Genomic DNA, 22926 nt, shown 5'->3' with positions numbered 1-22926 from the left:
ATTAGGGTGGTACCGCGATTGTCCTCGCCCCTATAAATTTATTTATAGGGACGAGGTTTTTTATTTAAACGAAAAAATAAAATTTATTAGGAGGAACATAATATGGAAAAGATGGGATTAAATGAAATAAGAAGTAAGTTTTTAGAGTTTTTTGAGTCAAAAGGTCATTATGTAGCAAATAGTTATTCTTTAGTACCAAACAATGATAAGAGTTTATTACTTATAAATTCAGGTATGGCACCTTTGAAAAACTATTTTTCAGGTGTAGAAGTACCTCCAAATGTAAGAATGTGTACATCTCAAAAATGTATAAGAACAGGAGATATAGAAAATGTAGGTATAACTGCAAGACATGCTACATTCTTCGAAATGATGGGTAACTTTTCATTTGGGGATTACTTTAAAAGAGAATCAATCAAATGGGGATGGGAATTTGTTACAGAATGGTTAAATATACCAGAAGGTAAGATATGGGTAACTGTATATGAAGAAGATGATGATTCTTATGATATATGGGCAAAAGAAATGAATTTCCCAGAAGAAAGAATGGTTAGACTTGGTAAAGATGATAATTTCTGGGAGATAGGTATAGGTCCTTGTGGTCCTTGTTCAGAAATATACTTTGATAGAGGAGAAGAATATGGATGTGATAATCCAGACTGTAAACCAGGCTGTGATTGCGATAGGTATTTGGAATTCTGGAACCATGTATTTACTCAGTTTGATAGAGATGAAGAAGGAAATTATAGTCTATTAGAAAGTAAGAATATAGATACAGGTATGGGTCTTGAAAGAATGGGATGTATCATGCAAGGTGTAGATACTATCTTTGAAGTAGATACAATTAAGTCTATATTAGAAGCAGTTGAGAAGTTAACAGGAGTAAAATATGGAGAGAATCCAAAAAATGATATATCAATAAGAATAATAACTGACCATATAAGAGCTGTGACATTTTTAGTTAGTGATGGAGTACTTCCATCAAATGAAGGAAGAGGATATGTTCTTAGAAGACTTCTTAGACGTGCTGCTCGTCATGGTAAGTTATTAGGTGTAAAAGAATTATTTTTACAGAAGCTAATAGATGAAGTTATAAAAGTAAATGATAAAGCATATCCAGTTTTAGTTGAAAAAGAAAGCTATATTAAAAAAGTAGTTGGTATAGAAGAAGAAAAATTCAATGAAACTATAGACCAAGGAACAGAAATATTAAACTCTTATATAGAAGTATTAAAAAATGAAGGAAAAACTGTCCTAAATGGTCAAGAAGCTTTTAAACTATATGATACTTATGGCTTCCCTATAGACTTAACTAAAGAAATCTTAGAAGAAGAACATATATCTGTAGATGAAGAAGCTTTTAATGAAGAGATGGAAAAACAAAAAGAAAGAGCTAGAAATGCTAGAGGAAATATGGATGGAGAAAGCTGGAAGGAAGACCCTCTATCAAAATTAGAATCTACAGTTGACAGTATATTTAATGGATATAGTGAAATTTATGGTGAAGGAACTGTTGAAGCTATAGTCAAAGATGATGAGTTAGTTCAAAGTGCAAAAGAAGGCGACAAGATATCTATAGTACTAGATAATACTACTTTCTATCCAGAAGGTGGAGGACAAGTTGGAGATTGTGGATTAATAACTAATGGAAACTTAGTTTTAGAGGTACTAAATACTAAAAAAGGTGCTAATAATAGTATAAAACACATAGGTATAATAAAATCAGGAATAATAAGCAATGGAGATAAAGTAAAGACACTAGTAGATAGAGAAACTAGAATAGCAGCTGCAAGAAATCACAGTGCTACACATTTACTTCACAAGGCATTAAAGGAAGTATTAGGAGACCATGTTAATCAAGCTGGTTCTTTAGTTACTCCAGAAAGACTTAGATTTGATATTACTCACTTTGAAGCTATATCAAATGAAGAATTAAAAGTAATAGAAGAAAAAGTAAATAATGTTATTTTATCATCTTTAGACATAAAATGTGATATTATGAATATAAAGGAAGCTAAAGAAAAAGGAGCTACAGCACTATTTGGTGAAAAATATGGTGATGAGGTAAGAGTAGTTTCTATGGGAGATTATTCTACAGAACTTTGTGGAGGAACTCACTTGACAAATACTTCTCAAGTAGGAATGTTCAAGATATTATCTGAAGGTGGAGTGGCAGCAGGTGTAAGAAGAATAGAAGCAATAACAGGAAAAGCTGTTTATGAATACCTAAAAGAAAGAGACGGAATTATCTCTGAAGTTTGTGTAAACTTAAAATCTAAAGAAGACAATTTAATTCAAAGAATAAGCTCTTTATTAGAAGAGAATAAAAATTTATCTAAAGAATTACATGATATGAAAGCTAAGATGAGTTTACAATCAGCTGATTCTATTTTTGATTCTAAAGTTGAAGTAAATGGGGTTAATTTGATAACTAATAAATTTGAAGGCATGGATATGGATACACTAAGAGAAACAGCAGATAATCTAAGAGATAAGCTTGGTTCTGGTGTAGTAGTACTTGCAAACGTAGTAGATGATAAAATTAACTTTGTAGTTACTGCCACTAAAGATGTATTAGATAAGGGAATACATTCAGGTAATATTGTTAGAGAAGTTGCAAAAATAGCTGGAGGAAAAGGTGGAGGAAGACCTAATATGGCACAAGCAGGAGCTAATGATGTGTCTAAGGTTGACCAAGCTTTAAGCTATGCAAGTGAGGTTATTAAGACACAAGTTAAATAACATTCACTCAAGGAGGTTTTTAATTTGGAAAAAGACTTAGACTACACTATGAAATTTGAAGGAATACCAGAAGATAAAATGAGTGTAGGAGACACCATTGATTTTGTATATAAAGCACTAGTTGAGAAAGGATATAACCCTATAAATCAAATTATAGGGTATCTCCTTTCTGGTGATTCTAGCTATATAACTAGTCATAAAAATGCAAGAGCTATAATTAAAAAATTTGAAAGAGATGAGATACTTGAAGAAGTAATCACGCACTATCTGAATAGAAAGTAGGTCAAATAAATGAGAAAAAAGATTATGTCATTGTTTGCAGTAGTCATTATGATTTTTGTATCAACTGCTAGCTATGGTTTTGCTGAAGAAAAAGGCAAGGTCATATTTATTGATATGAATAGGACCAATATTGGAAGTATGATGAATATTCCAATCTTAAAAAATGAGATAGAAAAGAGAGGTTATATAGCTCTCATGAATATAAGAGGGGATCAAGGTACTGATGATAGAAGGTCTTATGCAAGTATAGGGGCAGGAACAAGAGCTGATGTAACTACTGAAGACTATATCAATTTTCAAAAAGTAGACCAAGATACTGCTAAAGCTTTTGAAGCCGCAACAGGTCAAAAAGCCAAAAAAATAAATGATTTAAGTATTAATAGATCAATAAACGAAAATCTTGATTATGGAGAGTATGGAGCAAATTTAGGGTCATTAGGAAAAACTTTATCAGAAAATGGTTTAAAGACATCTGTAATTGGAAATGCCGATATAATTGAAAATAATCAATTAGTTAAAAATAGAAACTTATGCCTAGTGGCTATGGACCAATATGGGAGGATTGATTCAGGTAATATTGATGATATTAATAAAAAAGATTCTAAAATGCCATTTGGAATATCTACAGACTACGATAAGTTATTAGATGAAACTAAAAAATCTTATAAAAATAGTGATGCCATATTTGTAGAGCTTGGAGATACATATAGATTAGATATGTATAGATTGAATCTAAATGATAATACTTATGCTACAATGAAGAAAAATATTGTAAAAAATATAAATAAATATCTTGAACAAGTATTTTCTATGGTTGGAGAAAATGACACTGTTTATATATCAAGTGCATTTCCGAGCGACTTAGATTATAAAAATAAGAGAAGACTTTCTCCAATAATAAAATTTAGTGGAGAAGGGAAAGGTCTACTGGAATCTGCTACAACAAGAAAGGCTGGTATTGTTGCAAACTTAGATGTTGGAGTAGATATACTAGGTACATTTGGTCTTGAAAATAAAGAGATGGTAGGTAGAAGTTATACTTTAGTAAATAAAGAGGACAATGTTAGCTATCTAAAATCACTTTATGAAAGGATAGTGTCTATATCTTCAATAAGGTCAACTATTATAAATGGTTTTGTAGGCGTAATATCTGCTTCTTGGGTAATTGCCATGTTTGCAATTTTCTTTAGAAATTATATGCCACATAAAGAGCGTGTATTCAAAGTGCTTAAAGAGTTTATAAAATTAGGTATAATAATGCCACTATCATTTATGTTAGCTCCTTTGATGAATTTTAAAACTCCACTTTCAATATCTTTGGGAATATTTGCGACTACATTAATACTATACTTATTAGGTAGAAAATTATTTAAAGACAATGATATAAAGCACATGGGATTTTTTGCTACACTTACTATTTTAGTAATAGTTATAGACTCTGTATTTGGGACATACTTAATGCAAAATAACATAATGAGTTATGATGCTGTTATTGGAGCTAGATACTATGGTGTAGGAAATGAATATGAGGGTGTAACTATAGCAAGTGCAGTATTTGGTTTAGCAGTATTATTACATTACAAGAAAATTTCTAAATTGTATGTTGTAATTTTTTCTTTAACAATACTTATAACTAGCGCATATCCTTCAATGGGTGCAAATGTTGGTGGAGCTATATCAGAATGTGTAGCATATTTATTGTTTATAATGCTTATATATGATGTTAAATTAGATTTTAAGAAAGTTATATTATTAGCTATTTCGGCTGTCGTTGTCGTTTGTGCGTTTGCAGCTTTAGATATAGTTTCAGGTAGTGAATCTCATTTAGGTATGTTTGTACAGAGAATTTTCCTAAATGGACCAGGAGAGATATTACAAACATTTGGAAGAAAAATTCAAATGAATATACAACTAGCACAGACAAGTGTATGGGTAAATATTTTACTTGTAGGAATTGGAGTAATTGCAGTACTTATATTTAAACCATCTAGACACTTTAGGAAGATAATGAACAACTTCCCAATCTTATTTAAAGGGTTTATTGCATCTATGGTTGGTTGTATAATCACTCTTTTAGTTAATGATTCTGGAATAGTTGCTGCATCTACAGCATCTATATATATACTTATACCACTTATAATAATAAGTATAAATATGATAATATTTGAAAAAAATAACTAAAAAATTTTTTACTGTTAGTATACGATTTAAATAAAAAATGCAATATGATTATTAATGTAAACTGGATGCTTACATAAAAAATCATATTGCAATTTTTATGATTGATAATATGTATTTAATCTATGGAATATAAATAGATAAAGGAGGAACTATGTTAGATGGAAGAATAATGGGTCTTGATGTTGGTGATAAAACTATTGGAGTTGCTGTGAGTGATTTAATGGGATTAACTGCGCAAGGTCTAAAAACAATAAAAAGAGTAGGTAAGAAAAAAGATATTGAAGAAATAAAAGCTATAATAAAAGAAAAGCAAGTAAATAAAATTGTATCAGGATTACCAAAAAATATGAATGGAACTTTAGGTCCACAAGGAGAAAAAGTAATCAAGTTTTGTGAGCTAGTAAAAGAAGAAACAGGTCTTGATGTAGAGTTTTGGGATGAGAGACTTTCTACAGTAGCAGCAGAGAGGTCCTTATTAGAGGCAGATGTTAGTAGACAAAAAAGAAAAAAGGTTATAGATATGTTAGCAGCAGTAATAATTTTGCAAGGATATTTAGATTTTAAAATAAATTCATAAAAGAACTATAAAATTGAATACTTATGATATATAATATAAATAATAAAAATAAAAATAAATTTGAGGTGAATGACATTATGGAAGAAAATATAATAAATTTAATAGACGAAAATGGTGTTGAAAGCCAATTTGAAATAATATTAACATTAGAAGCAGAAGGAAAAGAATATGCAATATTAATGCCTTTAGATGATGAAGAAGCTGAAGAAGCTTTAATCTTTAGAATTGATGAGGATGAAGAAGGGGAAATCTTAATACCTTTAGAAAGTGATGAGGAATATGAAACTGTTGTAGCTGTATATACTGCTATAATGGAAGAAGAGGGCCTAAATTACGATGAAGATGAATCAAATGGTCTTAACTAGATAGGGAGTTAAGTTTGTATATAAAAAATCAGGTATTTATTATATTTGCTTTAATTAAGACTTATTAATTGTAAAAAGCATTTATAGTATATATCTGTTTTTTTATTTTTTATTAAAAAAATCAAAAAATTTATGGATTTTGGTGAATAATATATCTTTTATGGGTATATATTTATATTATGAGAATAAATTAAATTTTTTCAAATGTCTTGACAAAAAATGAATTATCAATTACAATATTATTTAATAAAGATTATCAATTGAAAATAGTAAGGGTGATGTTATGGCAAATACAATGGATTTGTTAAAAGACAAGTTAAAAGAAACTGGTTTTAAGATTACGCCACAAAGAAGAGCAATAGTTGAAATATTGCTTAAACATGACCATTCACATCTAAGTAGTGAAGAAATCTATGATTTAGTTAGGGTTGACTGTCCTGAAATAGGTTTAGCTACTGTATATAGAACAATGCAGTTGTTGGATGAAATAGGATTAATATCAAAACTAAACTTAGACGATGGGTGTATAAGATATGAGATTAGTCTGCATAAAGAAGACTGTCATAATCATCATCATCTTATTTGTAAAAATTGTGGAAAGATAATGGAAGCTAAAGAAGACCTTTTAGACAATATAGAAAAAGAGATACAATTATTGTACAAATTTAAAATACTTGATCATGATGTTAAATTTTATGGACTATGTGACGAGTGTAATGGAGTAAGCGAATCAGAAGAGTAAACTTCTATTGCTTAATGTCGATGGAAGAATAGTATAGAACTTTTATATTCTATGCTATTCTTCCATTTTTTATTATGAATCCACTTTAAAGTATGAGTATATAGTTTTCAAAGTGTTTATAGTTTTAATATTGAAAATATAATTAATCCTATAAGTACAAAAATGAATGATTTTTCTATAAAATTACTAAACGGTCCACCAACAGTTAAAAATCCTAAAGAAATTTTCTTTTCGCTTAGTGGATAAAAAATTGGTATCCCTTGTTTTGTAAATAAATCTCCTAAAAACATATGACTTGCATAACCAAGTGTACCATAAAAAGATAAATTATTAATATTAGTGATTAATTCTATCTGTTTTAGTAAAAAATATATTATTATAGTTGCAAATATGCTATGAGAAAAGCTTCTGTGCTTTAACCAGGGAAAAATTGACAACATTAGACAAAAAATTGTAAAATATATTTCAACTTCTATGATGTATAAGCATATAGCTAATAGTATAAATATTAATGATAGAAAAACTTTTCTAAGAAATGTGTGGGTTAGTTTTGCCTCAATAATTATAATTGCAATAAATGTGATTATTGCACTTAAATAAAAATTATCATTTATATTTATTGAAATAAAGAAAATAATAATATTAATAGTATATATAAAAATTCTATATATATATTTGGATATATTGTTTTTTAGAATGAAATTTGAGACCATAGAATTAGATTTATCCAAATCGGGCAGTACAGCAAAAGTAGCTGAAACTAAAATATCAACTAAAGATATAGGAATTTTAAATATTAAAGATGTCTGGATAGCTGTTAAGATTCCTATTGCACAATGAGTTTTACCACGCATAAATCCTCCTAAAATATCCGATATTAAATCATATAATATTTAGAGGATATCAAAATAAAATAGGTTTGTCAAAATAATACGTTAAATGTATTTTAAATATAGCTTAAAATATGATACGAATTATGGTACAATAAGAATAACTGGTAGCGAGTGCGTGATTTGATATTATTTAGGATTGTAGAACGTGTTAAAAAATTAAATAGACAGAAGGAGATGATGCAATTGTTCAAAAAGAACACCAACAAGATAAAGGTAATGGCCTTGGGTGGACTTAACGAAGTTGGGAAAAATATGACTGTTGTTGAGTATAAAGATGAAATAATTGTTATAGATGCTGGACTTAGTTTTCCAGAAGATGAAATGTTAGGGGTAGATATAGTTATACCAGATATAACTTATTTAGTCAAAAATAGGGATAAAATAAAGGGTATATTCATTACACATGGACATGAAGACCATATAGGGGCTCTTCCATATATATTGAAGAAAATAAATGTGCCTGTGTATGGAGCGAGACTTAGTATAGGTCTTATACAAGTAAAACTTAAAGAACATAAGATGAATAACGTTAAGTTAAATGTCATAGGTCCAAGACAAGTTATAAAGCTTGATAACATGGAAGTAGAGTTTTTGAAAAATAACCATAGTATACCAGATGCTTACTCTATTGCAATACACACAGACCAAGGTATAATATACCATACAGGAGATTTTAAGATTGATTTAACTCCTATTGATGGAGATGTTATGGATATGCATAGAATCTGTGAGTTAAGCAAAAAAGGAGTTCTTTTAATGTTGGCTGATAGTACTAATGCAGAAAAGCCAGGATTTACTATGTCTGAAAAGACTGTTGGAGTAGGTCTTGACGAATTATTTGCAAAAGGAAATGGTAGAAGAATTATAGTTGCTACCTTTGCATCCAACATACACAGATTACAACAAATAATAAATACTGCTGAGAAGTTTAATAGAAAAGTTGCTATATCAGGTCGCTCAATGGTAAATGTAGTTGGAGTTGCAAAAGAATTAGGATATTTAGATATTTCTGATAATATGCTTGTAGATTTAAATGATATATGTAAATATGAAGACAGTGAATTAGTGATAATAACAACTGGTTCACAAGGTGAACCTATGTCAGCTCTTGCTAGAATGGCTTTTTCAGAGCACAAAAAAGTAGAAATAAAGAGTGGCGATTTAGTTATAATATCTGCTCATCCAATACCAGGAAATGAAAAATTAATATCAAGAGTAATCAATTTCTTATTTGAAAAAGGAGCAGAAGTAGTATACAGTGATATAGCTGATATACATGTTTCTGGACATGCCTGTCAAGAAGAATTAAAACTTATACATGCATTAGTTAGACCAAAGTTTTTTATGCCAGCTCATGGTGAATACAGAATGTTAAAAAGACATGCCGAAATAGCTGAACAGCTCGGTATGGACAAAGAAAATATTTTTGTTATGCAAACAGGAGATGTTTTAGAATTAGATAAAAACTCTGCTAAAGTAGCAAATCGTATACAAACAGGAAATATATTAGTTGATGGACTAGGAGTAGGCGATGTAGGTAACATAGTTTTAAGAGATAGAAAGCATTTATCAGAAGATGGTCTTATGATAGTTGTAGTAACTATTTCTAAGGATGAGGGTAAAGTTCTAGCAGGTCCAGATATAATTTCTAGAGGCTTTGTATATGTAAGAGAGTCAGAAGACTTAATGGATGGAGCAAAAGATATAATTAAGAATGTTCTAAATGAATGTGAAGAGAAAAATATTAAAGAGTGGGCTTATTTAAAGAATAATATCAAAGAAAACTTAAAAGAATATTTATATCAAAAAACTAAACGAAATCCAATGATACTTCCTATAATAATGGAAGTGTAATATAAAAAATCATAAAATTGAAAATTAGACCTCTTGTAATTTTTAAAATAATATCAAAAATCCAATTGATACTATCTTAAGAATTACAAGAGGTCTTTTTAATTTTTGACATTAAAAATATGTATATTACATAAAATACCAATTATAACAATCTTTTATTAGTAAAAACTACTTATATATAAATTTTACTAATAGGAGGTTTTTTATGGATAATATCTCAAGACAAAATGCTATAAAAGCGTTAAAACAAACAAAGATGGAAATAGCAGGAGAATATGGAATGAATTATGAAGATGCCTTTGAAATAATAGAAAATGCATCTAATAAAGGTGTTTTAGAAGGTTACTTTAAAAAACTTGAGAAGAAAAAAAATTTAGGTCAAGGTATATCTAGGCATTTAGAATAAAAAAAGTTAAATGTGAGAAAATAAGTTTAAATAAACTTTAAGAGGTGACATCGATGAAAAAATTAGCTAGTACTGCTTTGGCTATATTACTTGCATTTACTCCTTTGAGTTTTTCTTTTGCAAATAATAAAGAAAATGCTGATGCCAACCAACTAAATATATCTTCAAAATCAGCAATTTTGATGGATGTTGGTAGTGGACAAATTTTATATGAAAAGGATGCTCATAAAAAGCTTCCTCCTGCCAGTGTAACAAAGGTAATGACAATGTTACTTATTGTAGAAGCTTTAGATTCAGGCGATATTAAGCTTGATGATGAAGTTCAAGTAAGTGAAACTGCATCTAGTATGGGTGGTAGTCAGATATTCTTAGAGCCAGGAGAAACACAAAAGGTTGATACGTTATTAAAGGGTATAGCTGTTGCTTCTGCAAATGATGCTTGTGTTGCTATGGCTGAACATTTAGCTGGAAGTGTTGAAGGATTTGTTGATAGAATGAATGCTAAGGCAAAAGAGTTAAATATGAATGACACTCATTTTGCAAATACAAATGGACTTCCAGTTGCAAATCACTATACATCTGCTCATGATATAGCTCTAATGTCTAGAGAACTGTTAAAACATGAAATGATAAGTAAATACTTAACTACATGGATGGATAAGGTTGTAGTAGGGAAAAAACAAGTTACAGTAGGTCTTGCAAATACTAATAAACTTATAAAACACTATCAAGGAGCAACTGGTGTTAAAACTGGGTTTACTCAAGAAGCAAAATACTGTTTATCAGCATCTGCAAAGAGAGGTAATACTCATTTAGTTGCAGCAACTTTGGGAGCAGAGACTTCTCCAGAAAGATTTAATGATGCATCTAGCCTTTTAAACTATGGATTTGCTAATTATGAAAGTGTTAAGTTATGTAGTAAAGGAGATAATATAGCAACACTTACATTGGATAAGGCTGATGAAAACAAAGTTAAATTGGTTGCTAAGGAAGATTTAAATGCTCTTATTAAAAAAGGAAGCTCTAAAGAATTTGAAAAGAAAATTGAAATAGTAAAAAATCCTAAAATGCCAATTAAAAAGGGAACTGTTTTAGGAAAGATAAAGATATGTAAAGATAAAAAAGTAATAGGCGAAGTGGAATTGGTAAATACTAAAGATATAAATAAGGCAAGCTATCTACAAATGCTTCAAAGAATAATTGATAACATGATATAAATAATTACCAAATGAAACATAATTATAATACACAAAGATATAATTATAATACACATAAAAAATACCCTTATGTAATTATTTGCCATAGGGGTATTTTTATTTATCATATACAAGTATTTTATAATATTATGATTTTTATAGAAATATAGAAAAGTTTATGTATCTTAGAATATCATTTGATTTAATATCATATATAGGGTTGTTTAACAACTATCTAAGTAAAGGCATACTACCAGTAAGTTTATTTACTTTCTTTTTATTACCATAAATTGCTATTCCAAAATACTGTAACTCATCTTCTGGAACACTAGCAATCTTTTGTGTAAATTCTTCATAAAGATTGCAACTTTGTGCTACATCTGAAAAATCTACAACAGTTAAATCGTTAAATTCCAAAGTATATAATTTTTTACGTAAATCCTTTATTATTTCTTTGTTTCCTTTTAAAATAGGTACAGGGATGTCAATAATTCCTAAGTGACTATTACCTGTTTTGTCAACTACGTCTGGACCAACAGTTTCTGGGGCATGTTTTCCTAGTGTAATTCCCATTATAGCTGCTGTATTTGATATAATTCCCATTGGCAAATTTTCATCTATTACCATGACACATTTTGAATTTTTAGTTTCCATTTTTAATTCTCCTTTTTACCTTATTTAAAGTTATTTGAATCATCATTTATAAATATATTTTGATACTGCTTTGGTGTAAGACCAATAAAATTTTTAAAAAAATTTGTAAAGTGACTTTGGTCTACAAATCCTGTCTGTATGGCAGCATCTATAGGTTCTACACCTTTTTCTAAAAGCTTCTTAGCTTTGTTTACTCGTATATTTTCCAGGTATCTATATGGTGTAATACCTTTTAATTTTGTAAAATTACGAAGTAGAGAGTACTTATTCATTCCTGCTATAGTGCTTAATTCATCAAGCACTATATGTTCAGCATAATTATTTTCTAGATAATCACATACCGATTGAATTTCTATATTTGTTTTTTCCAAGTTAAGCTGCAAATTTGGTTCGGTATGTTCTTCAATTAATTGTTCAATTAGGAAGAAAAAAAGTTCTTCTTTTTTAAAATCTAATTCTTCTTCCATGATTATATGATGTAGTTCTTGTAGTAGAGGGACTAGTTCACTGCGAAATATCACAGGTTGATTAAACTTTGGTAAATAATTTTCACCTGTAATCTCAAAGACAGTTTTTTTCATTATTTCTGGCTTAATATTGATACATCTGTAATCAAGTACTTTATTATCTATCTGTTCACAAGTATGACTATCAAAAGGGTTGAAAAGTAACAAATCCCCAGTACCTGTGGTATACTCTTTATTTTTACAAGACAAATATCTCTGACCTTTTTCTATAAAACCAATTACATAATGTTCATGAAAATGGTTTGGGAATTTTTGCATTATACCTTTAAATCTATATGCTTCAATTTTTAATTCCTTATCAAAACATACTGTGCGCTCTTCTTGTTTCACTTAATTAACCTCCTTTCATGTTATACAAAGTGTAACACATATTTTTTTGTACTTCTTGTATGATATTGACTAAAGGACAATGATGTCAATTCCTGTCAATATAATATTGCACTTACAGTAGGTGTAATTATTATATTTTTACAATGAATATGATATAATAATAAAAGTTATAAAATAAAAAGTGAATTTTAATTTTATGATTAGAGGTTAAAATTATTATAATATAAAATAATTTTGATTATAAGTTATTTAATTGTTATAATAGTATTAAAAATTTGATTTAGGAGATGTAAATTAATGTTAAGTATGAATATAGGAGAAATAGTAGCAAGTTTAGTTGGTATAGCTATGGCAATATCAATACATGAGTTTGGTCATGCTTATTCAGCTCACTTATTGGGAGATGATACAGCTAAAGCTTATGGTAGAATGACATTAAATCCTGTAAGACATGTTGACCCAATTGGTCTTTTGGCTATGTTTATTCTTAGAATAGGATGGGCAAAACCAGTACCAGTAAATCCAAATAACTTTAAAAACTATAAGATAGGAAACCTAATAGTTTCACTTGCAGGCGTTTTTTGTAATGTTTTGACTGCTATACTTTGTGTAATTATCAATAAGTATGTGCATATGTATGCGATAAATACAATAGCTGGTTATGTGCTTTTATATAGTATGGGATTTGCAGCTTTTAACTTACTTCCTATACCTCCACTTGATGGATGGGGTGTTATATCTACATTTGTACCATATAAATGGAATGAATATGTGTATAAATTTGAAAGTATGAGCTATATAATTTTATTAATTGCTTTATTTACTGGTATGTATAGAATAATATTAACACCAATATATGCAGTGTTACTAAAAATAGTATATTTATTTGTTTAATATAATAAACAGATTAAAGAGGGATTGATATGAAGTATAATATACAATTACAAGTCTATGAGGGGCCATTGGATTTACTGTATGATTTAATAACGAAACATAAAATAGATATAAAGGATATATCTATAATAGATATAACTAAGCAGTATCTAAATTATTTGAAAATGCTAGATAAAATGGATTTAGAGATAACTAGTGAATTTATAACTATGGCATCAAAACTTTTAGAGATAAAGTCCAAATATCTGCTTTATAAGCAAAAAGATGAAGAGGAAGACCCAAGAATAGAACTTATGGAAAAGTTAGAAGAATATAGAAAGTTTAAGGTGGCATCACAAGATATAAAAGAAAATATAACTTATGTCAATGAGAGATTTTATAGAAATAAAGAAGAAATAATTATTGATGACAATGTAGATTTAGAAGATATATCAATAGAAGCGATAAAAAATATACTTCCATACATATTTAAAGTTAAAACATCACAGATTGAAAATGTTAATGATGAGAAACTAGATAAAATAGTAAGGAAGAAAATCATATCTGTAGAAGAAAAAATATTATATATAAGAGATATTATAAAAGAGAAGATTGAAGTTACTTTTACAAATATTATAAAATCATATGAAAATGATGAAATAATTGCTACTTTTCTATCTATATTAGAACTTATAAAAGAAAAAGAAATAGTAGTAGTGCAAGATGTCTTTTTTGATGATATTTTAATAAGAAAAAGTTCGGAGTGTTAAAATGAAAAGAGAAGATATAAAGTATATTATAGAATCTGTTATGTTTGCATATGGAGAACCAATAAGTATAAAAGAATTAAACTACATAATAAATAAAGAACTTTCATCAAAAGAAATAGAAATTATGTTAAATTTACTTATTGAGGAGTATAGAGAACACAATAGAGGTATTCAAATAATCAAGTTAGAAAATAAGTATCAAATGTGTACAAATAAAGACTATGCAGAGTATATAAAGAAGATTATTGAACCAAAGAAAAAGAAAAGTTTGAGTCAAGCTACATTAGAAACTCTTACTATAATTGCTTACAAACAACCAATAACAAAGGTAGAAATAGAGGATATAAGAGGAGTAAAATGTGATAAGGTACTACAAACTTTATTTGAAAATGAACTTATAAGAGAAGCTGGTAGACTTAACAAGATAGGAAAACCAATAATTTATAAAACAACAGATGAATTTTTAAAGTTGTTAAATATAGAAAGTCTTGAAGAGTTACCACCTATAGAAAATTATCAAGAAGTAGCAACAAATGAATAAAAATATAAAAACCACAATAATTTAGTCTATAATTTTAAATTTTTAAAGATTTAAAATGCTCTAAGTTATTGTGTTTTTTTGTATAAGTGAAAAATGATAATTTTATTAAAATAAATATGGATAATTAAGTATAAATAGTAATTTTTTGATGATAATATAAACATGGAGTTTAATGAATTATTTAATTTTAAATATTTAATAATAGCTGTAATTTTTATAATAAGTGTAGTTATGCTGATTTTAATATCTCATATAAACATCTTAATAATAGCTGATATAAACAACAAAGATATTCGTTTAAAGCTTAATATAAAATACATGTTTAATTTAATAAATATAAATAGACAACTTTATCCAGCTGAAAATAGTAAAAATAATGATAAAAAAGAGGGGATGAAGGATAATATAGATTCAAGTATATTATTAGCTGATGACCTTTTAAGTGTTTATAGATTATTAAAAAAGATAAAAATACATGAACTTTATTCAAATATTAATTTTGGAACTGAAAATATTGGCTTAACATCTTCTGTGTATGTATTAATAAATACTTTGTATGGAAATTTATTTAATGTAATTAATGCAGAAAAAATGTATTTGAATGTAAATCCAGACTTTACAAAAAATTATTTTTTGGGAAATATAAGGATACATATAAGGCCAAGAATAAAAGATTTATTTAACATTATAATAATGACTAATAAAATTATGAATAAGAATAAAGGAAATAAGGAAGGTGATAGTAATGAGAGCAACAGGTTCGATACAGAGTCTTATGGAAACAACTCTTGAAACAATTAAAGGTTCTATAGATGCAAATACTATTATAGGAGACCCTATAAAAACAGATACTACAGTGGTTGTACCTATATCAAAGGTTACGATTGGATTTGGTATAGGGGGAGGAGAATACTCAAAAGGATATGATGAGAAAGAAATTGAATTAAAAAGTGAAAAAGCAGATACAAATTTTGCTGGTGGTAGTGCAGGGGCTATATCTGTACAACCAGTAGCATTTGTAATAGTTGAAAGTGGAGAGACTAGAATAATGAGTTTAGATAGCAATATTAATCTTGTAGATAATATATTATCTATAACTCCTAGGGTATTGGAAAAAATTCAAAATATGTCTCAAAGCAATAAAAATCAAGATAAAAATAATATGTAAGAATAAGATAAAATATTTCTAAATAAAAGTAGTGGGATTAGTGTAAATCCCACTACTTTATTGTGTAATTTAAACGTTTATATCTAATAAGATTTTAGTTTAAAACAATTTAAATAGATAATAAAGTTGATATATAGTATAATTATAAAAAGAAAAGAAGTATTATATTATAGATATATAAACGCATTTGAGATATAAGAGGAGTTATAAATCATTAGTTTTGAGGTGAATGTTATGAGCGATAAAGAGTTATCTATTTTGTTGTTAGAAAGTATGAATAACTTTCATAATTTAATAAAGATTATTAATAATGAAAGATATAAAAAAGATAAGGTACTTACAGAAAGACAGTTTTTTGCCTTAGTAAAAATAAGAAAGCATGATAAAATAGAGCTTAAAAATTTGAGTAGAGATTTACATGTATCTACTTCTAGCTTGTGTATACTGCTTAATAAATTGGTTGAGCAAGAGTATGTGTATAGGGAAGAAGATAGTAGAGATAGACGAAATACTTTTTATGGAATAACTAAAAATGGAGAAAAGATACTAGATGATGAAATATTAAAGTTTGTGTCTATAATAAGTGATAAAATGGATTGCTTAGATATAGATAATAAAGATAAATTATTTGCTTCTTTAGAAGAGTCCAAAAATATAATAGAACAATTATTTTAAAAAGGAGATGTTATTATGCAGATAAAATGTTCTAAAGAAATATTAAAAAGTTTAGAAAATGCTATAACAGTAGTGGCTGTATTTGAGGGAGAAGATGTTTCTACGACATTTGATGAGTTAAATATGATAAGTAAAAATTTTAATGGTAAAGAAAATAATATAGATACTGTAACATTAATTGAAAATGATAATTTAGTAAATGTTTGTTTTATTGGTTTTGGTAAGAAAGAGTTATTGAATAGAGAAAAAATCAGAATCATAGGTGGTAATTTATGTAAGAAGTTAAAAAATATATTAAAAAATAAAGTATGCAAGAGTAATGATATTAATATACTGAATCTTGATTTAAATAGTGATGAAATAGGCTCTTTTACAGAAGGTATATTACTTGGAAATTATGAGTTTGATAAGTATAAGACAAAAAATAAGGATTTTGAAAAAAAAGAAGTTGATACTATAACTATATTTACTGAAAAGAATGTTGAGTGTCAAATCGAAAAGGCTAAAGTATTAGCTAATTCAACTATAATAGCTAGAAATCTAGTAAATGAACCATCAAACGTAATATATCCAAAAACATTAGCAATAGAAACAGTCAAACTTGGTGCAGAGTTTGGGTTCAATGTTGAGGTTTATGAAGAAGAAAAAATAAAGGCATTAGGCATGGAAGCTTTTTTTGCTGTTTCAAGAGGTTCGATTAATAAACCAAGATTCATAGTGATGAGATATTTTGGAGATAAAGAAAGTACAGATACATTAGGTTTAGTAGGTAAAGGATTGACTTATGATACAGGTGGATATTCTTTAAAATCAAATGCTTCTATGCTAGACATGAAGACAGACATGGCTGGTGCTGCAAGTGTTATAGGTGCTATGTGTGCTATATCTCAAAGCAAATTAAAGAAAAATGTTATAGCAGTAGTTGCTGCATGTGAGAATGCTTTATCAGGAGGTTCATACAAACCTGGGGATATAATTAATTCGATGGCAAGGAAAACTATCGAGGTTTTAAATACAGATGCAGAAGGTAGACTTACATTAGCTGATGCAATATATTACATTATAAATAATGAAAAAGTGACAAAGGTGGTTGATGTAGCAACATTAACTGGTGCTGCTTTAACATTGTTAGGTAATGTTGCAACTCCTATAGTAACAAATAATGATGACTTTTATTGTGAATTAGAAAAAGCTGCCACTTTATCTGGAGAAAGAGTGTGGAAGATGCCAATTTATGATGAATTTAAAGATATGATAAAAGGAGAAGAAGCAGACCTTAAAAATACTGGGGGTAAAAATGCTGGATGTATAACGGCAGGAGCTTTTATTGGTGAATTTGTTGGCAGTACTCCATGGATACACATGGATATAGCAGGGACAAGTACATCATCAAAAGCAATTGGATACAAAGCAAAGGGAGCTACAGGAGAACCTGTTAGAACATTGTATTATTTGGCAGAAATCTAAAATAACAATCAAAAAATATAATTTATAAAGCCACATGAATAATCTTAGATTACAAAAATTATTCATGTGGCTTTATTTGTAAATTTAAATAAATTATTTACTCTTTTTCTTTTTTTCAAGTATAAAAGTATCTCTATTAGATAAAAGAGCAGGTATGTACATAATACTAGTAACAAAAATGAATGAAAAAATAGCAGTTGTGCTATGACTTAAAAAACCATAATAATATTGTGCGTTAGTAAATGTGTTTAGTAAAAAAATGAATGAAAAATAAATGAAACAGATAGCTAAGTTATCTCTAAGTGCATATCTGTTAACTTTAAATTTTCTAACATCGACCATATATATATCTGCATAAATTATCAGGCACTTAGAGAAGATAAATATAAAGTATATTAAGCTAGGAAATTCATAACCCAAGTTTTTAGAAAAAATGAGTTCTCCAACTGAACAAACTAAACTCCAAGAAAAAAATATGTTAAAAAGATGATACTGTTTAAAAACCAGTATAGCTATACATAGATATATGCAGATATAATTAATTCCAATTGGTAAAGAGTTTAAAGTACTATAATTACCTGAAGAAATGATTAATAGTTGTTCTAAGGCCATAACTACTACCATTAGTGTACAAATTATCTTCTCAACTGTGTAACTATAAGGTAAAATGTTTTTGGTTAGTTTTGGACAATAGTATAGAAACAATCCAAATATAAAAAGACTTACAAATTGTTCACTAGAAAAAAGAAAAATTTTAAACATATAACATTCTCTCCTATAATAAATTTGATATGTATCTATATAAATATATTCATTCTCTCTCAATTTAATATATAAAAAATTCAATAAGAGTTTTATTTTATATAAGAATTCTAATAAATAAAACGCAATGTTATTTTGTAAGTGTAGTCTCATCATGTCAAAAAATAATTTTTTTTTTATTTACTAGAGTTTTTGGGAATAATAATAACAAATATTAGAACTAATTAATAGTTTTTGTAAGTATTTGACAATAGAGAGGATGTAGCAAATGGGAATAATAGAGTCCGCATCAAAATTGGCTGAGATGGCTCATTTATTAGCAATTGAAAAGGGGATAACTGATATAGAAGCATGGGATGAAGCTGTGGAAGAATATAGCAAACTTTATGAAGAAAGAAGAAAGGAATAAAATAATTAAAAATAAAAATTTTATGGTAAGAAGTAACTTTATTTAGATAAGATTAATTTTTTATAAAAATATTAAAAATCACATAAATAAGAAAGATGGTATTTCATATGTACTTAGAAAGTCATTTTGAGATACCATCTTTAGATTTGTTTTGATAAATAGATAAGTAAGAAATTTTACTTATCTATATTTTTTATGTAGCCTCTTTTTTCTAATTTTTTTATATGTTCTTTTCGTATTTCATCAAGATTAATACCATATTGTTCTTCTAACTTAAACATCATTGTAACACATGTCTGCGCTACATCCATTAGTTCCTTAGCAGTTTTTTTTATAATATCAACTTCATCTAAGTCATTATTTTCTCCACTTAGATTTCTAAATTTACCTATACATTCAGCTAGTTCACCTTGTTCTTCACCCATTTTGATAAATGTAGATTCTAGTGTTGGGTCTAAATTATTAAGCTCTGGTAAGGATATAGTTTTTAGTTTCATAAAAGCTCCTTTCAAGTTATTCATATTTATACTAAAACATCATAACAAAAATAATACTAAAAAAAAACTTTAAATTCAACATAAAAACTCATATGTATAATAAAAATCGTGAAATAAATTTACATTTGTCTTAATACAGCGTCATATAAAACTTCTCCAATAGGCTTATTTATTACAAGAGAAGCTGACTTATCATAAACTGTGTTTGCTTTATTGATAAGAGCAATATACTTGCCTTTGTAATAATCTATAAAACTTGCTGCTGGGTATACAGCTAATGATGTACCACCTATAATTAGTAAATCAGCATTACTTATAGCAGAAATTGTTTTAGTAATGACATCACTATCAAGGGCTTCTTCATAAAGCACTACATCAGGTTTTACTATAGAACCACAGTTGTCACAGTAAGGAATATTACCACCTAGATTTAACATAGATTCTAAGTCAAAAAACTTACCACATTCAGTACAATAATTTCTGTGTACAGAACCATGAAGTTCTAAGACATTTTTACTCCCAGCCATTTGATGAAGTCCATCTATATTTTGAGTTATGACAGCTTTAAGTTTACCCATTTCTTCAAGCTTTGCTAAAGCCATGTGAGCATTGTTGGGTTTTGCATTAGGATATATCAATTTATCCTTATAAAATTCAAAAAATTCTTCTGGGTATCTAACAAAAAAAGTATGTGAAACTAATTGTTCAGCAGTAAATTGTTTATTGAGTTTTTGGCTAAATAGTCCAGTAGAACTTCTAAAATCTGGAATATTAGATTCGGTTGAAACACCTGCGCCACCAAAAAATACAATATTATTGTGATTGGCTATTAAGTCTTTTAAGTTATTTGCATCCATAGTTACACCTCCATATTATTATATATAAATTGTACTACATCTTGAGGTGTTTATGTTACTTTATTAGAACTGAGTATTTGTAAACTACTACATTAAAATTAATTTAGTATTTTCAATATTAATATTAATTTAATGATAGACAAAATTATAAGAGAAATAAAAGATTTTTATTTATTTATTTCAAATAAATATACAATTCAATCAGTTCAATAAAGAAAAAATAAAGTGAATATAAAGACAATGTATACATAATGTAAATAGACAATATTTACTAAAATAACAAGTTGTCGTATAATTATATTAAAATTGTTTTAATGTATAAGAAGGGCGGGGGAAGTACGTGAAGAAAAAAGCAGCTTTAGCAACATTAGCTATGTTACCCTTAAGTGTGGTAAATGCACATGCTAATGGAGATATAGGTATAGTGACTATAAATTATTTAAATGTAAGAAATGAACCAACTGCCGAAAGTAGTATAGCCTTTGTTGCTAAAAAAGATGATAAAGTTTTGATTAAAGACTCTTCTAATGGATGGTATAAAATAAAAGCCGAATCTGGACAAGAAGGTTGGGCTTCATCAAAATATATAGCAAAGTCAAATGGTGATTCTTTAAGAACGTCTACAAATAAAGAAAAACAAGTTATTTCAAATAGTTTGAATATGAGAAATGGAGCAGGTACAAGTTACAGAGTAATAACCGTACTAAAAAAAGGAAGTAAAGTAGAAGTAATATCAGAGAGTAATGGGTGGTCTAAAATCAAATATGATGGAAGATTAGGGTATGTAGCGAGTTCTTATTTAGGAGATGTTTCAAATTCAACTAATAAATCAAAGACTAAACAAGTAAATACAACTTCACTAAATGTAAGAAGTGGCCCAAATACAAGTTATGGTTTGTTAGGCAAGTTGCCAAAAGGAAGTAAAGTAGAAGTAATATCGGAAAGTAATGGATGGTCCAAAATAAAGTATAATGGAAAAGACGCATATGTATCTAGCATGTACTTATCAGATGTAAGCCAAAGTAATTCAGATGATTCTAATAAAAGCAATGACAAAAAAAATGCTGATAAGGTTGTAAATACAGCTTCTTTAAACGTAAGAAGTGGACCAGGTTCTACATATAGTAAGTTGGGAAAGGTTTATAAAGGAAGTAAGGTAACCGTACTATCAGAAAGTAGTGGATGGGCTAAGATTAATTTTAACAATAAAGAAGCCTTTGTAGTAGGAAATTATCTAACTACTTCAGCAGATACATCAAATAATAACTCTGATAGTAGTTCTAATAATAATGGTAATGATTCTTCATCATCAGGTCAAATAAATGGCATGTCAGGTATAAGTGGCGCTAAAATTGATTATAAATCTTTGAACTATACTTTGTCATCTCATATAAGTAAACAAGTTGAAAAAGCAGCAACAGGAGGAAATGTAGTAGCACCAGGTAATAGAAAAAGTACTCCAAGTCCTGAATTTAGTACTTTTTCAGCACAAAGAACAAGCTCATTTGTAAATGCAAGTACAAGTGATATAGAATACTATTTAAATCCTAAAAACTTTACAAATACTACTAAGGGTATGATGCAGTTTTTGAAGATTAACAGTTATAGAGGTGGTATTTCAGAATCAAGTCTGAACTCATATCTTAATGGTTTGTCTTCTAGTGTATTTAAAAACCAAGGAGCAGCATTTATAAATGCTGCTAAGAAGTATAATATAGATGTCGTATATCTAGTATCTCATGCTATGTGGGAAACTGCTTATGGCAAGTCAACACTTGCACAAGGTCAGACACTAACTTCTTATAAGGGTGAACCTCTTAGTAAACCAGTTAAAGTATACAATTTTTTTGGGATAGGAGCAATAGATAAAAGTGCGAATGTTTCAGGAGCAGAAGCAGCATATTCTAATGGATGGACTAGTGTAGAAGCTACAATAGATGGTTCTGCAAAGTGGATATCTCAAAACTATATAAATAGTTCTAAGTACAATCAAAATACTATTTACAAGATGAAGTGGAATTATGATTATACATGGCATCAATATGCAACTGACGTAAACTGGGCTAATGGGATTTCTGGAATTATGGAGAATTTAATTGGTCTTTATGGTGGAGGAAGCAGTTTAGTTTTTGAGGTTCCTCAATACAAGTAATATATA

23 protein-coding genes and 1 other annotated feature (1 of these 24 running past the window's edge) are annotated in these 22926 nt (G+C 28.1%); of the genes, 18 read left to right on the top strand and 5 right to left on the bottom strand.

Features of this window, described 5'->3' with window-relative positions; all coding sequences use genetic code 11:
• Nucleotides 1-35: a binding site (T-box leader), on the top strand (it extends 205 nt beyond the left edge of the window).
• A 67-nt stretch (nt 36-102) separates the two neighbouring features.
• The 6 genes from alaS (at nt 103) to KGF42_RS02465 (ending at nt 6889) form a co-directional block, all read left to right on the top strand.
• Entirely contained in the window at nt 103-2742 is a 2640-nt protein-coding gene (gene alaS, locus KGF42_RS02490; protein WP_227825649.1) for an alanine--tRNA ligase, read from the top strand.
• Nucleotides 2743-2766: 24 nt separating this feature from the next.
• Nucleotides 2767-3024, top strand: a complete 258-nt coding sequence (locus KGF42_RS02485; RefSeq protein WP_054273282.1) for an IreB family regulatory phosphoprotein — start codon at nt 2767-2769, stop codon at nt 3022-3024.
• 9 nt (nt 3025-3033) lie between these two features.
• Nucleotides 3034-5205 carry a hypothetical protein gene (locus KGF42_RS02480; RefSeq protein ID WP_227825648.1) on the top strand — a complete coding sequence of 724 codons (2172 nt, stop codon included), beginning with the start codon at nt 3034-3036 and terminating at the stop codon, nt 5203-5205.
• Nucleotides 5206-5356: 151 nt separating this feature from the next.
• Nucleotides 5357-5782: a Holliday junction resolvase RuvX gene (gene ruvX, locus KGF42_RS02475; protein WP_054273284.1), complete on the top strand. Its 426-nt coding sequence runs from the start codon at nt 5357-5359 to the stop codon at nt 5780-5782.
• Nucleotides 5783-5859: 77 nt separating this feature from the next.
• Nucleotides 5860-6147 (top strand): DUF1292 domain-containing protein, encoded by a 288-nt coding sequence (locus tag KGF42_RS02470; protein WP_009889069.1) that lies wholly within the window; start codon nt 5860-5862, stop codon nt 6145-6147.
• Nucleotides 6148-6430: 283 nt separating this feature from the next.
• Complete coding sequence (locus KGF42_RS02465) at nt 6431-6889, top strand: Fur family transcriptional regulator (protein WP_227821503.1); 459 nt, start codon at nt 6431-6433, stop codon at nt 6887-6889.
• Nucleotides 6890-7005: 116 nt separating this feature from the next.
• Here the strand turns inward: KGF42_RS02465 and KGF42_RS02460 are convergent, their stop codons facing one another.
• A complete protein-coding gene (locus tag KGF42_RS02460) occupies nt 7006-7743 on the bottom strand; it encodes a metal-dependent hydrolase (protein WP_054273286.1) in 738 nt (245 codons plus the stop codon).
• Nucleotides 7744-7959: 216 nt separating this feature from the next.
• Here KGF42_RS02460 and KGF42_RS02455 point away from each other — a divergent pair, with 216 nt between their 5' ends.
• The 3 genes from KGF42_RS02455 to KGF42_RS02445 all read left to right on the top strand — a co-directional run bounded on the left by KGF42_RS02455 (nt 7960) and on the right by KGF42_RS02445 (nt 11259).
• The gene (locus KGF42_RS02455) at nt 7960-9636 is read left to right on the top strand and encodes a ribonuclease J (protein ID WP_227821519.1); all 1677 of its coding nucleotides are present in this window, start codon (nt 7960-7962) and stop codon (nt 9634-9636) included.
• Between the two features lie 205 nt (nt 9637-9841).
• Nucleotides 9842-10042 (top strand): CD1290 family small acid-soluble spore protein, encoded by a 201-nt coding sequence (locus KGF42_RS02450; protein WP_021384062.1) that lies wholly within the window; start codon nt 9842-9844, stop codon nt 10040-10042.
• A 53-nt stretch (nt 10043-10095) separates the two neighbouring features.
• Nucleotides 10096-11259: a D-alanyl-D-alanine carboxypeptidase family protein gene (locus KGF42_RS02445; protein ID WP_003419435.1), complete on the top strand. Its 1164-nt coding sequence runs from the start codon at nt 10096-10098 to the stop codon at nt 11257-11259.
• A gap of 210 nt (nt 11260-11469) precedes the next feature.
• On the opposite strand, the gene KGF42_RS02440 is transcribed toward KGF42_RS02445, so the two are convergent.
• Both KGF42_RS02440 and KGF42_RS02435 read right to left on the bottom strand, forming a co-directional pair.
• A complete protein-coding gene (locus KGF42_RS02440; RefSeq protein ID WP_054273287.1) occupies nt 11470-11892 on the bottom strand; it encodes a DUF2000 domain-containing protein in 423 nt (140 codons plus the stop codon).
• A gap of 20 nt (nt 11893-11912) precedes the next feature.
• Nucleotides 11913-12749: an AraC family transcriptional regulator gene (locus tag KGF42_RS02435; RefSeq protein WP_054273288.1), complete on the bottom strand. Its 837-nt coding sequence runs from the start codon at nt 12747-12749 to the stop codon at nt 11913-11915.
• A 297-nt stretch (nt 12750-13046) separates the two neighbouring features.
• Between KGF42_RS02435 and KGF42_RS02430 the strand changes: the two genes are divergently transcribed.
• From KGF42_RS02430 to KGF42_RS02390, 8 genes are all read left to right on the top strand, one after another.
• A complete protein-coding gene (locus KGF42_RS02430) occupies nt 13047-13643 on the top strand; it encodes a site-2 protease family protein (RefSeq protein WP_227825647.1) in 597 nt (198 codons plus the stop codon).
• A 29-nt stretch (nt 13644-13672) separates the two neighbouring features.
• Nucleotides 13673-14392 carry a segregation and condensation protein A gene (locus tag KGF42_RS02425; RefSeq protein WP_054273290.1) on the top strand — a complete coding sequence of 240 codons (720 nt, stop codon included), beginning with the start codon at nt 13673-13675 and terminating at the stop codon, nt 14390-14392.
• Nucleotide 14393: 1 nt separating this feature from the next.
• On the top strand, nt 14394-14933 hold the full coding sequence (gene scpB / locus KGF42_RS02420) for an SMC-Scp complex subunit ScpB (protein ID WP_054273291.1): 540 nt from the start codon (nt 14394-14396) through the stop codon (nt 14931-14933).
• A 162-nt stretch (nt 14934-15095) separates the two neighbouring features.
• Entirely contained in the window at nt 15096-15725 is a 630-nt protein-coding gene (locus KGF42_RS02415; RefSeq protein WP_227821498.1) for a DUF2953 domain-containing protein, read from the top strand.
• On the top strand, nt 15679-16101 hold the full coding sequence (ytfJ, locus tag KGF42_RS02410; protein WP_227821497.1) for a GerW family sporulation protein: 423 nt from the start codon (nt 15679-15681) through the stop codon (nt 16099-16101). Before KGF42_RS02415 ends, ytfJ begins: the two co-directional genes overlap by 47 nt.
• A gap of 234 nt (nt 16102-16335) precedes the next feature.
• Nucleotides 16336-16776 carry a MarR family winged helix-turn-helix transcriptional regulator gene (locus tag KGF42_RS02405; protein ID WP_054273294.1) on the top strand — a complete coding sequence of 147 codons (441 nt, stop codon included), beginning with the start codon at nt 16336-16338 and terminating at the stop codon, nt 16774-16776.
• Nucleotides 16777-16791: 15 nt separating this feature from the next.
• Complete coding sequence (locus KGF42_RS02400) at nt 16792-18243, top strand: leucyl aminopeptidase (RefSeq protein WP_227825646.1); 1452 nt, start codon at nt 16792-16794, stop codon at nt 18241-18243.
• Nucleotides 18244-19273: 1030 nt separating this feature from the next.
• Nucleotides 19274-19414 (top strand): hypothetical protein, encoded by a 141-nt coding sequence (locus KGF42_RS02390; RefSeq protein WP_227821494.1) that lies wholly within the window; start codon nt 19274-19276, stop codon nt 19412-19414.
• A 176-nt stretch (nt 19415-19590) separates the two neighbouring features.
• On the opposite strand, the gene KGF42_RS02385 is transcribed toward KGF42_RS02390, so the two are convergent.
• Nucleotides 19591-19911 (bottom strand): MazG-like family protein, encoded by a 321-nt coding sequence (locus KGF42_RS02385; protein ID WP_009905401.1) that lies wholly within the window; start codon nt 19909-19911, stop codon nt 19591-19593.
• A 119-nt stretch (nt 19912-20030) separates the two neighbouring features.
• Complete coding sequence (locus KGF42_RS02380) at nt 20031-20768, bottom strand: NAD-dependent protein deacylase (protein ID WP_227821493.1); 738 nt, start codon at nt 20766-20768, stop codon at nt 20031-20033.
• 340 nt (nt 20769-21108) lie between these two features.
• Between KGF42_RS02380 and acd the strand changes: the two genes are divergently transcribed.
• Nucleotides 21109-22920, top strand: a complete 1812-nt coding sequence (gene acd / locus KGF42_RS02375) for an N-acetylglucosaminidase (RefSeq protein ID WP_227821492.1) — start codon at nt 21109-21111, stop codon at nt 22918-22920.
• Nucleotides 22921-22926: the final 6 nt, after the last annotated feature.

The sequence above is a fragment of the Clostridioides sp. ZZV15-6383 genome, from assembly GCF_020657735.1.
In the GTDB taxonomy this organism is placed as follows: Bacteria; Bacillota; Clostridia; order Peptostreptococcales; family Peptostreptococcaceae; genus Clostridioides; species Clostridioides difficile_D.
The sequence above is the reverse complement of the archived record's forward strand: the minus strand, read 5'-3'. Positions and strand labels throughout refer to the sequence as shown.

Bases quoted from the DNA above. Each gene is read 5' to 3' on its own strand.
- alaS (WP_227825649.1), top strand. From the start codon at position 103: ATGGAAAAGATGGGATTAAATGAAATAAGAAGTAAGTTTTTAGAGTTT.
- KGF42_RS02480 (WP_227825648.1), top strand. From the start codon at position 3,034: ATGAGAAAAAAGATTATGTCATTGTTTGCAGTAGTCATTATGATTTTT.
- ruvX (WP_054273284.1), top strand. From the start codon at position 5,357: ATGTTAGATGGAAGAATAATGGGTCTTGATGTTGGTGATAAAACTATT.
- KGF42_RS02470 (WP_009889069.1), top strand. From the start codon at position 5,860: ATGGAAGAAAATATAATAAATTTAATAGACGAAAATGGTGTTGAAAGC.
- KGF42_RS02465 (WP_227821503.1), top strand. From the start codon at position 6,431: ATGGCAAATACAATGGATTTGTTAAAAGACAAGTTAAAAGAAACTGGT.
- KGF42_RS02460 (WP_054273286.1), bottom strand. From the start codon at position 7,743: ATGCGTGGTAAAACTCATTGTGCAATAGGAATCTTAACAGCTATCCAG.
- KGF42_RS02455 (WP_227821519.1), top strand. From the start codon at position 7,960: ATGCAATTGTTCAAAAAGAACACCAACAAGATAAAGGTAATGGCCTTG.
- KGF42_RS02450 (WP_021384062.1), top strand. From the start codon at position 9,842: ATGGATAATATCTCAAGACAAAATGCTATAAAAGCGTTAAAACAAACA.
- KGF42_RS02445 (WP_003419435.1), top strand. From the start codon at position 10,096: ATGAAAAAATTAGCTAGTACTGCTTTGGCTATATTACTTGCATTTACT.
- KGF42_RS02440 (WP_054273287.1), bottom strand. From the start codon at position 11,892: ATGGAAACTAAAAATTCAAAATGTGTCATGGTAATAGATGAAAATTTG.
- KGF42_RS02430 (WP_227825647.1), top strand. From the start codon at position 13,047: ATGTTAAGTATGAATATAGGAGAAATAGTAGCAAGTTTAGTTGGTATA.
- KGF42_RS02425 (WP_054273290.1), top strand. From the start codon at position 13,673: ATGAAGTATAATATACAATTACAAGTCTATGAGGGGCCATTGGATTTA.
- scpB (WP_054273291.1), top strand. From the start codon at position 14,394: ATGAAAAGAGAAGATATAAAGTATATTATAGAATCTGTTATGTTTGCA.
- KGF42_RS02415 (WP_227821498.1), top strand. From the start codon at position 15,096: ATGGAGTTTAATGAATTATTTAATTTTAAATATTTAATAATAGCTGTA.
- ytfJ (WP_227821497.1), top strand. From the start codon at position 15,679: ATGAGAGCAACAGGTTCGATACAGAGTCTTATGGAAACAACTCTTGAA.
- KGF42_RS02405 (WP_054273294.1), top strand. From the start codon at position 16,336: ATGAGCGATAAAGAGTTATCTATTTTGTTGTTAGAAAGTATGAATAAC.
- KGF42_RS02400 (WP_227825646.1), top strand. From the start codon at position 16,792: ATGCAGATAAAATGTTCTAAAGAAATATTAAAAAGTTTAGAAAATGCT.
- KGF42_RS02390 (WP_227821494.1), top strand. From the start codon at position 19,274: ATGGGAATAATAGAGTCCGCATCAAAATTGGCTGAGATGGCTCATTTA.
- KGF42_RS02385 (WP_009905401.1), bottom strand. From the start codon at position 19,911: ATGAAACTAAAAACTATATCCTTACCAGAGCTTAATAATTTAGACCCA.
- KGF42_RS02380 (WP_227821493.1), bottom strand. From the start codon at position 20,768: ATGGATGCAAATAACTTAAAAGACTTAATAGCCAATCACAATAATATT.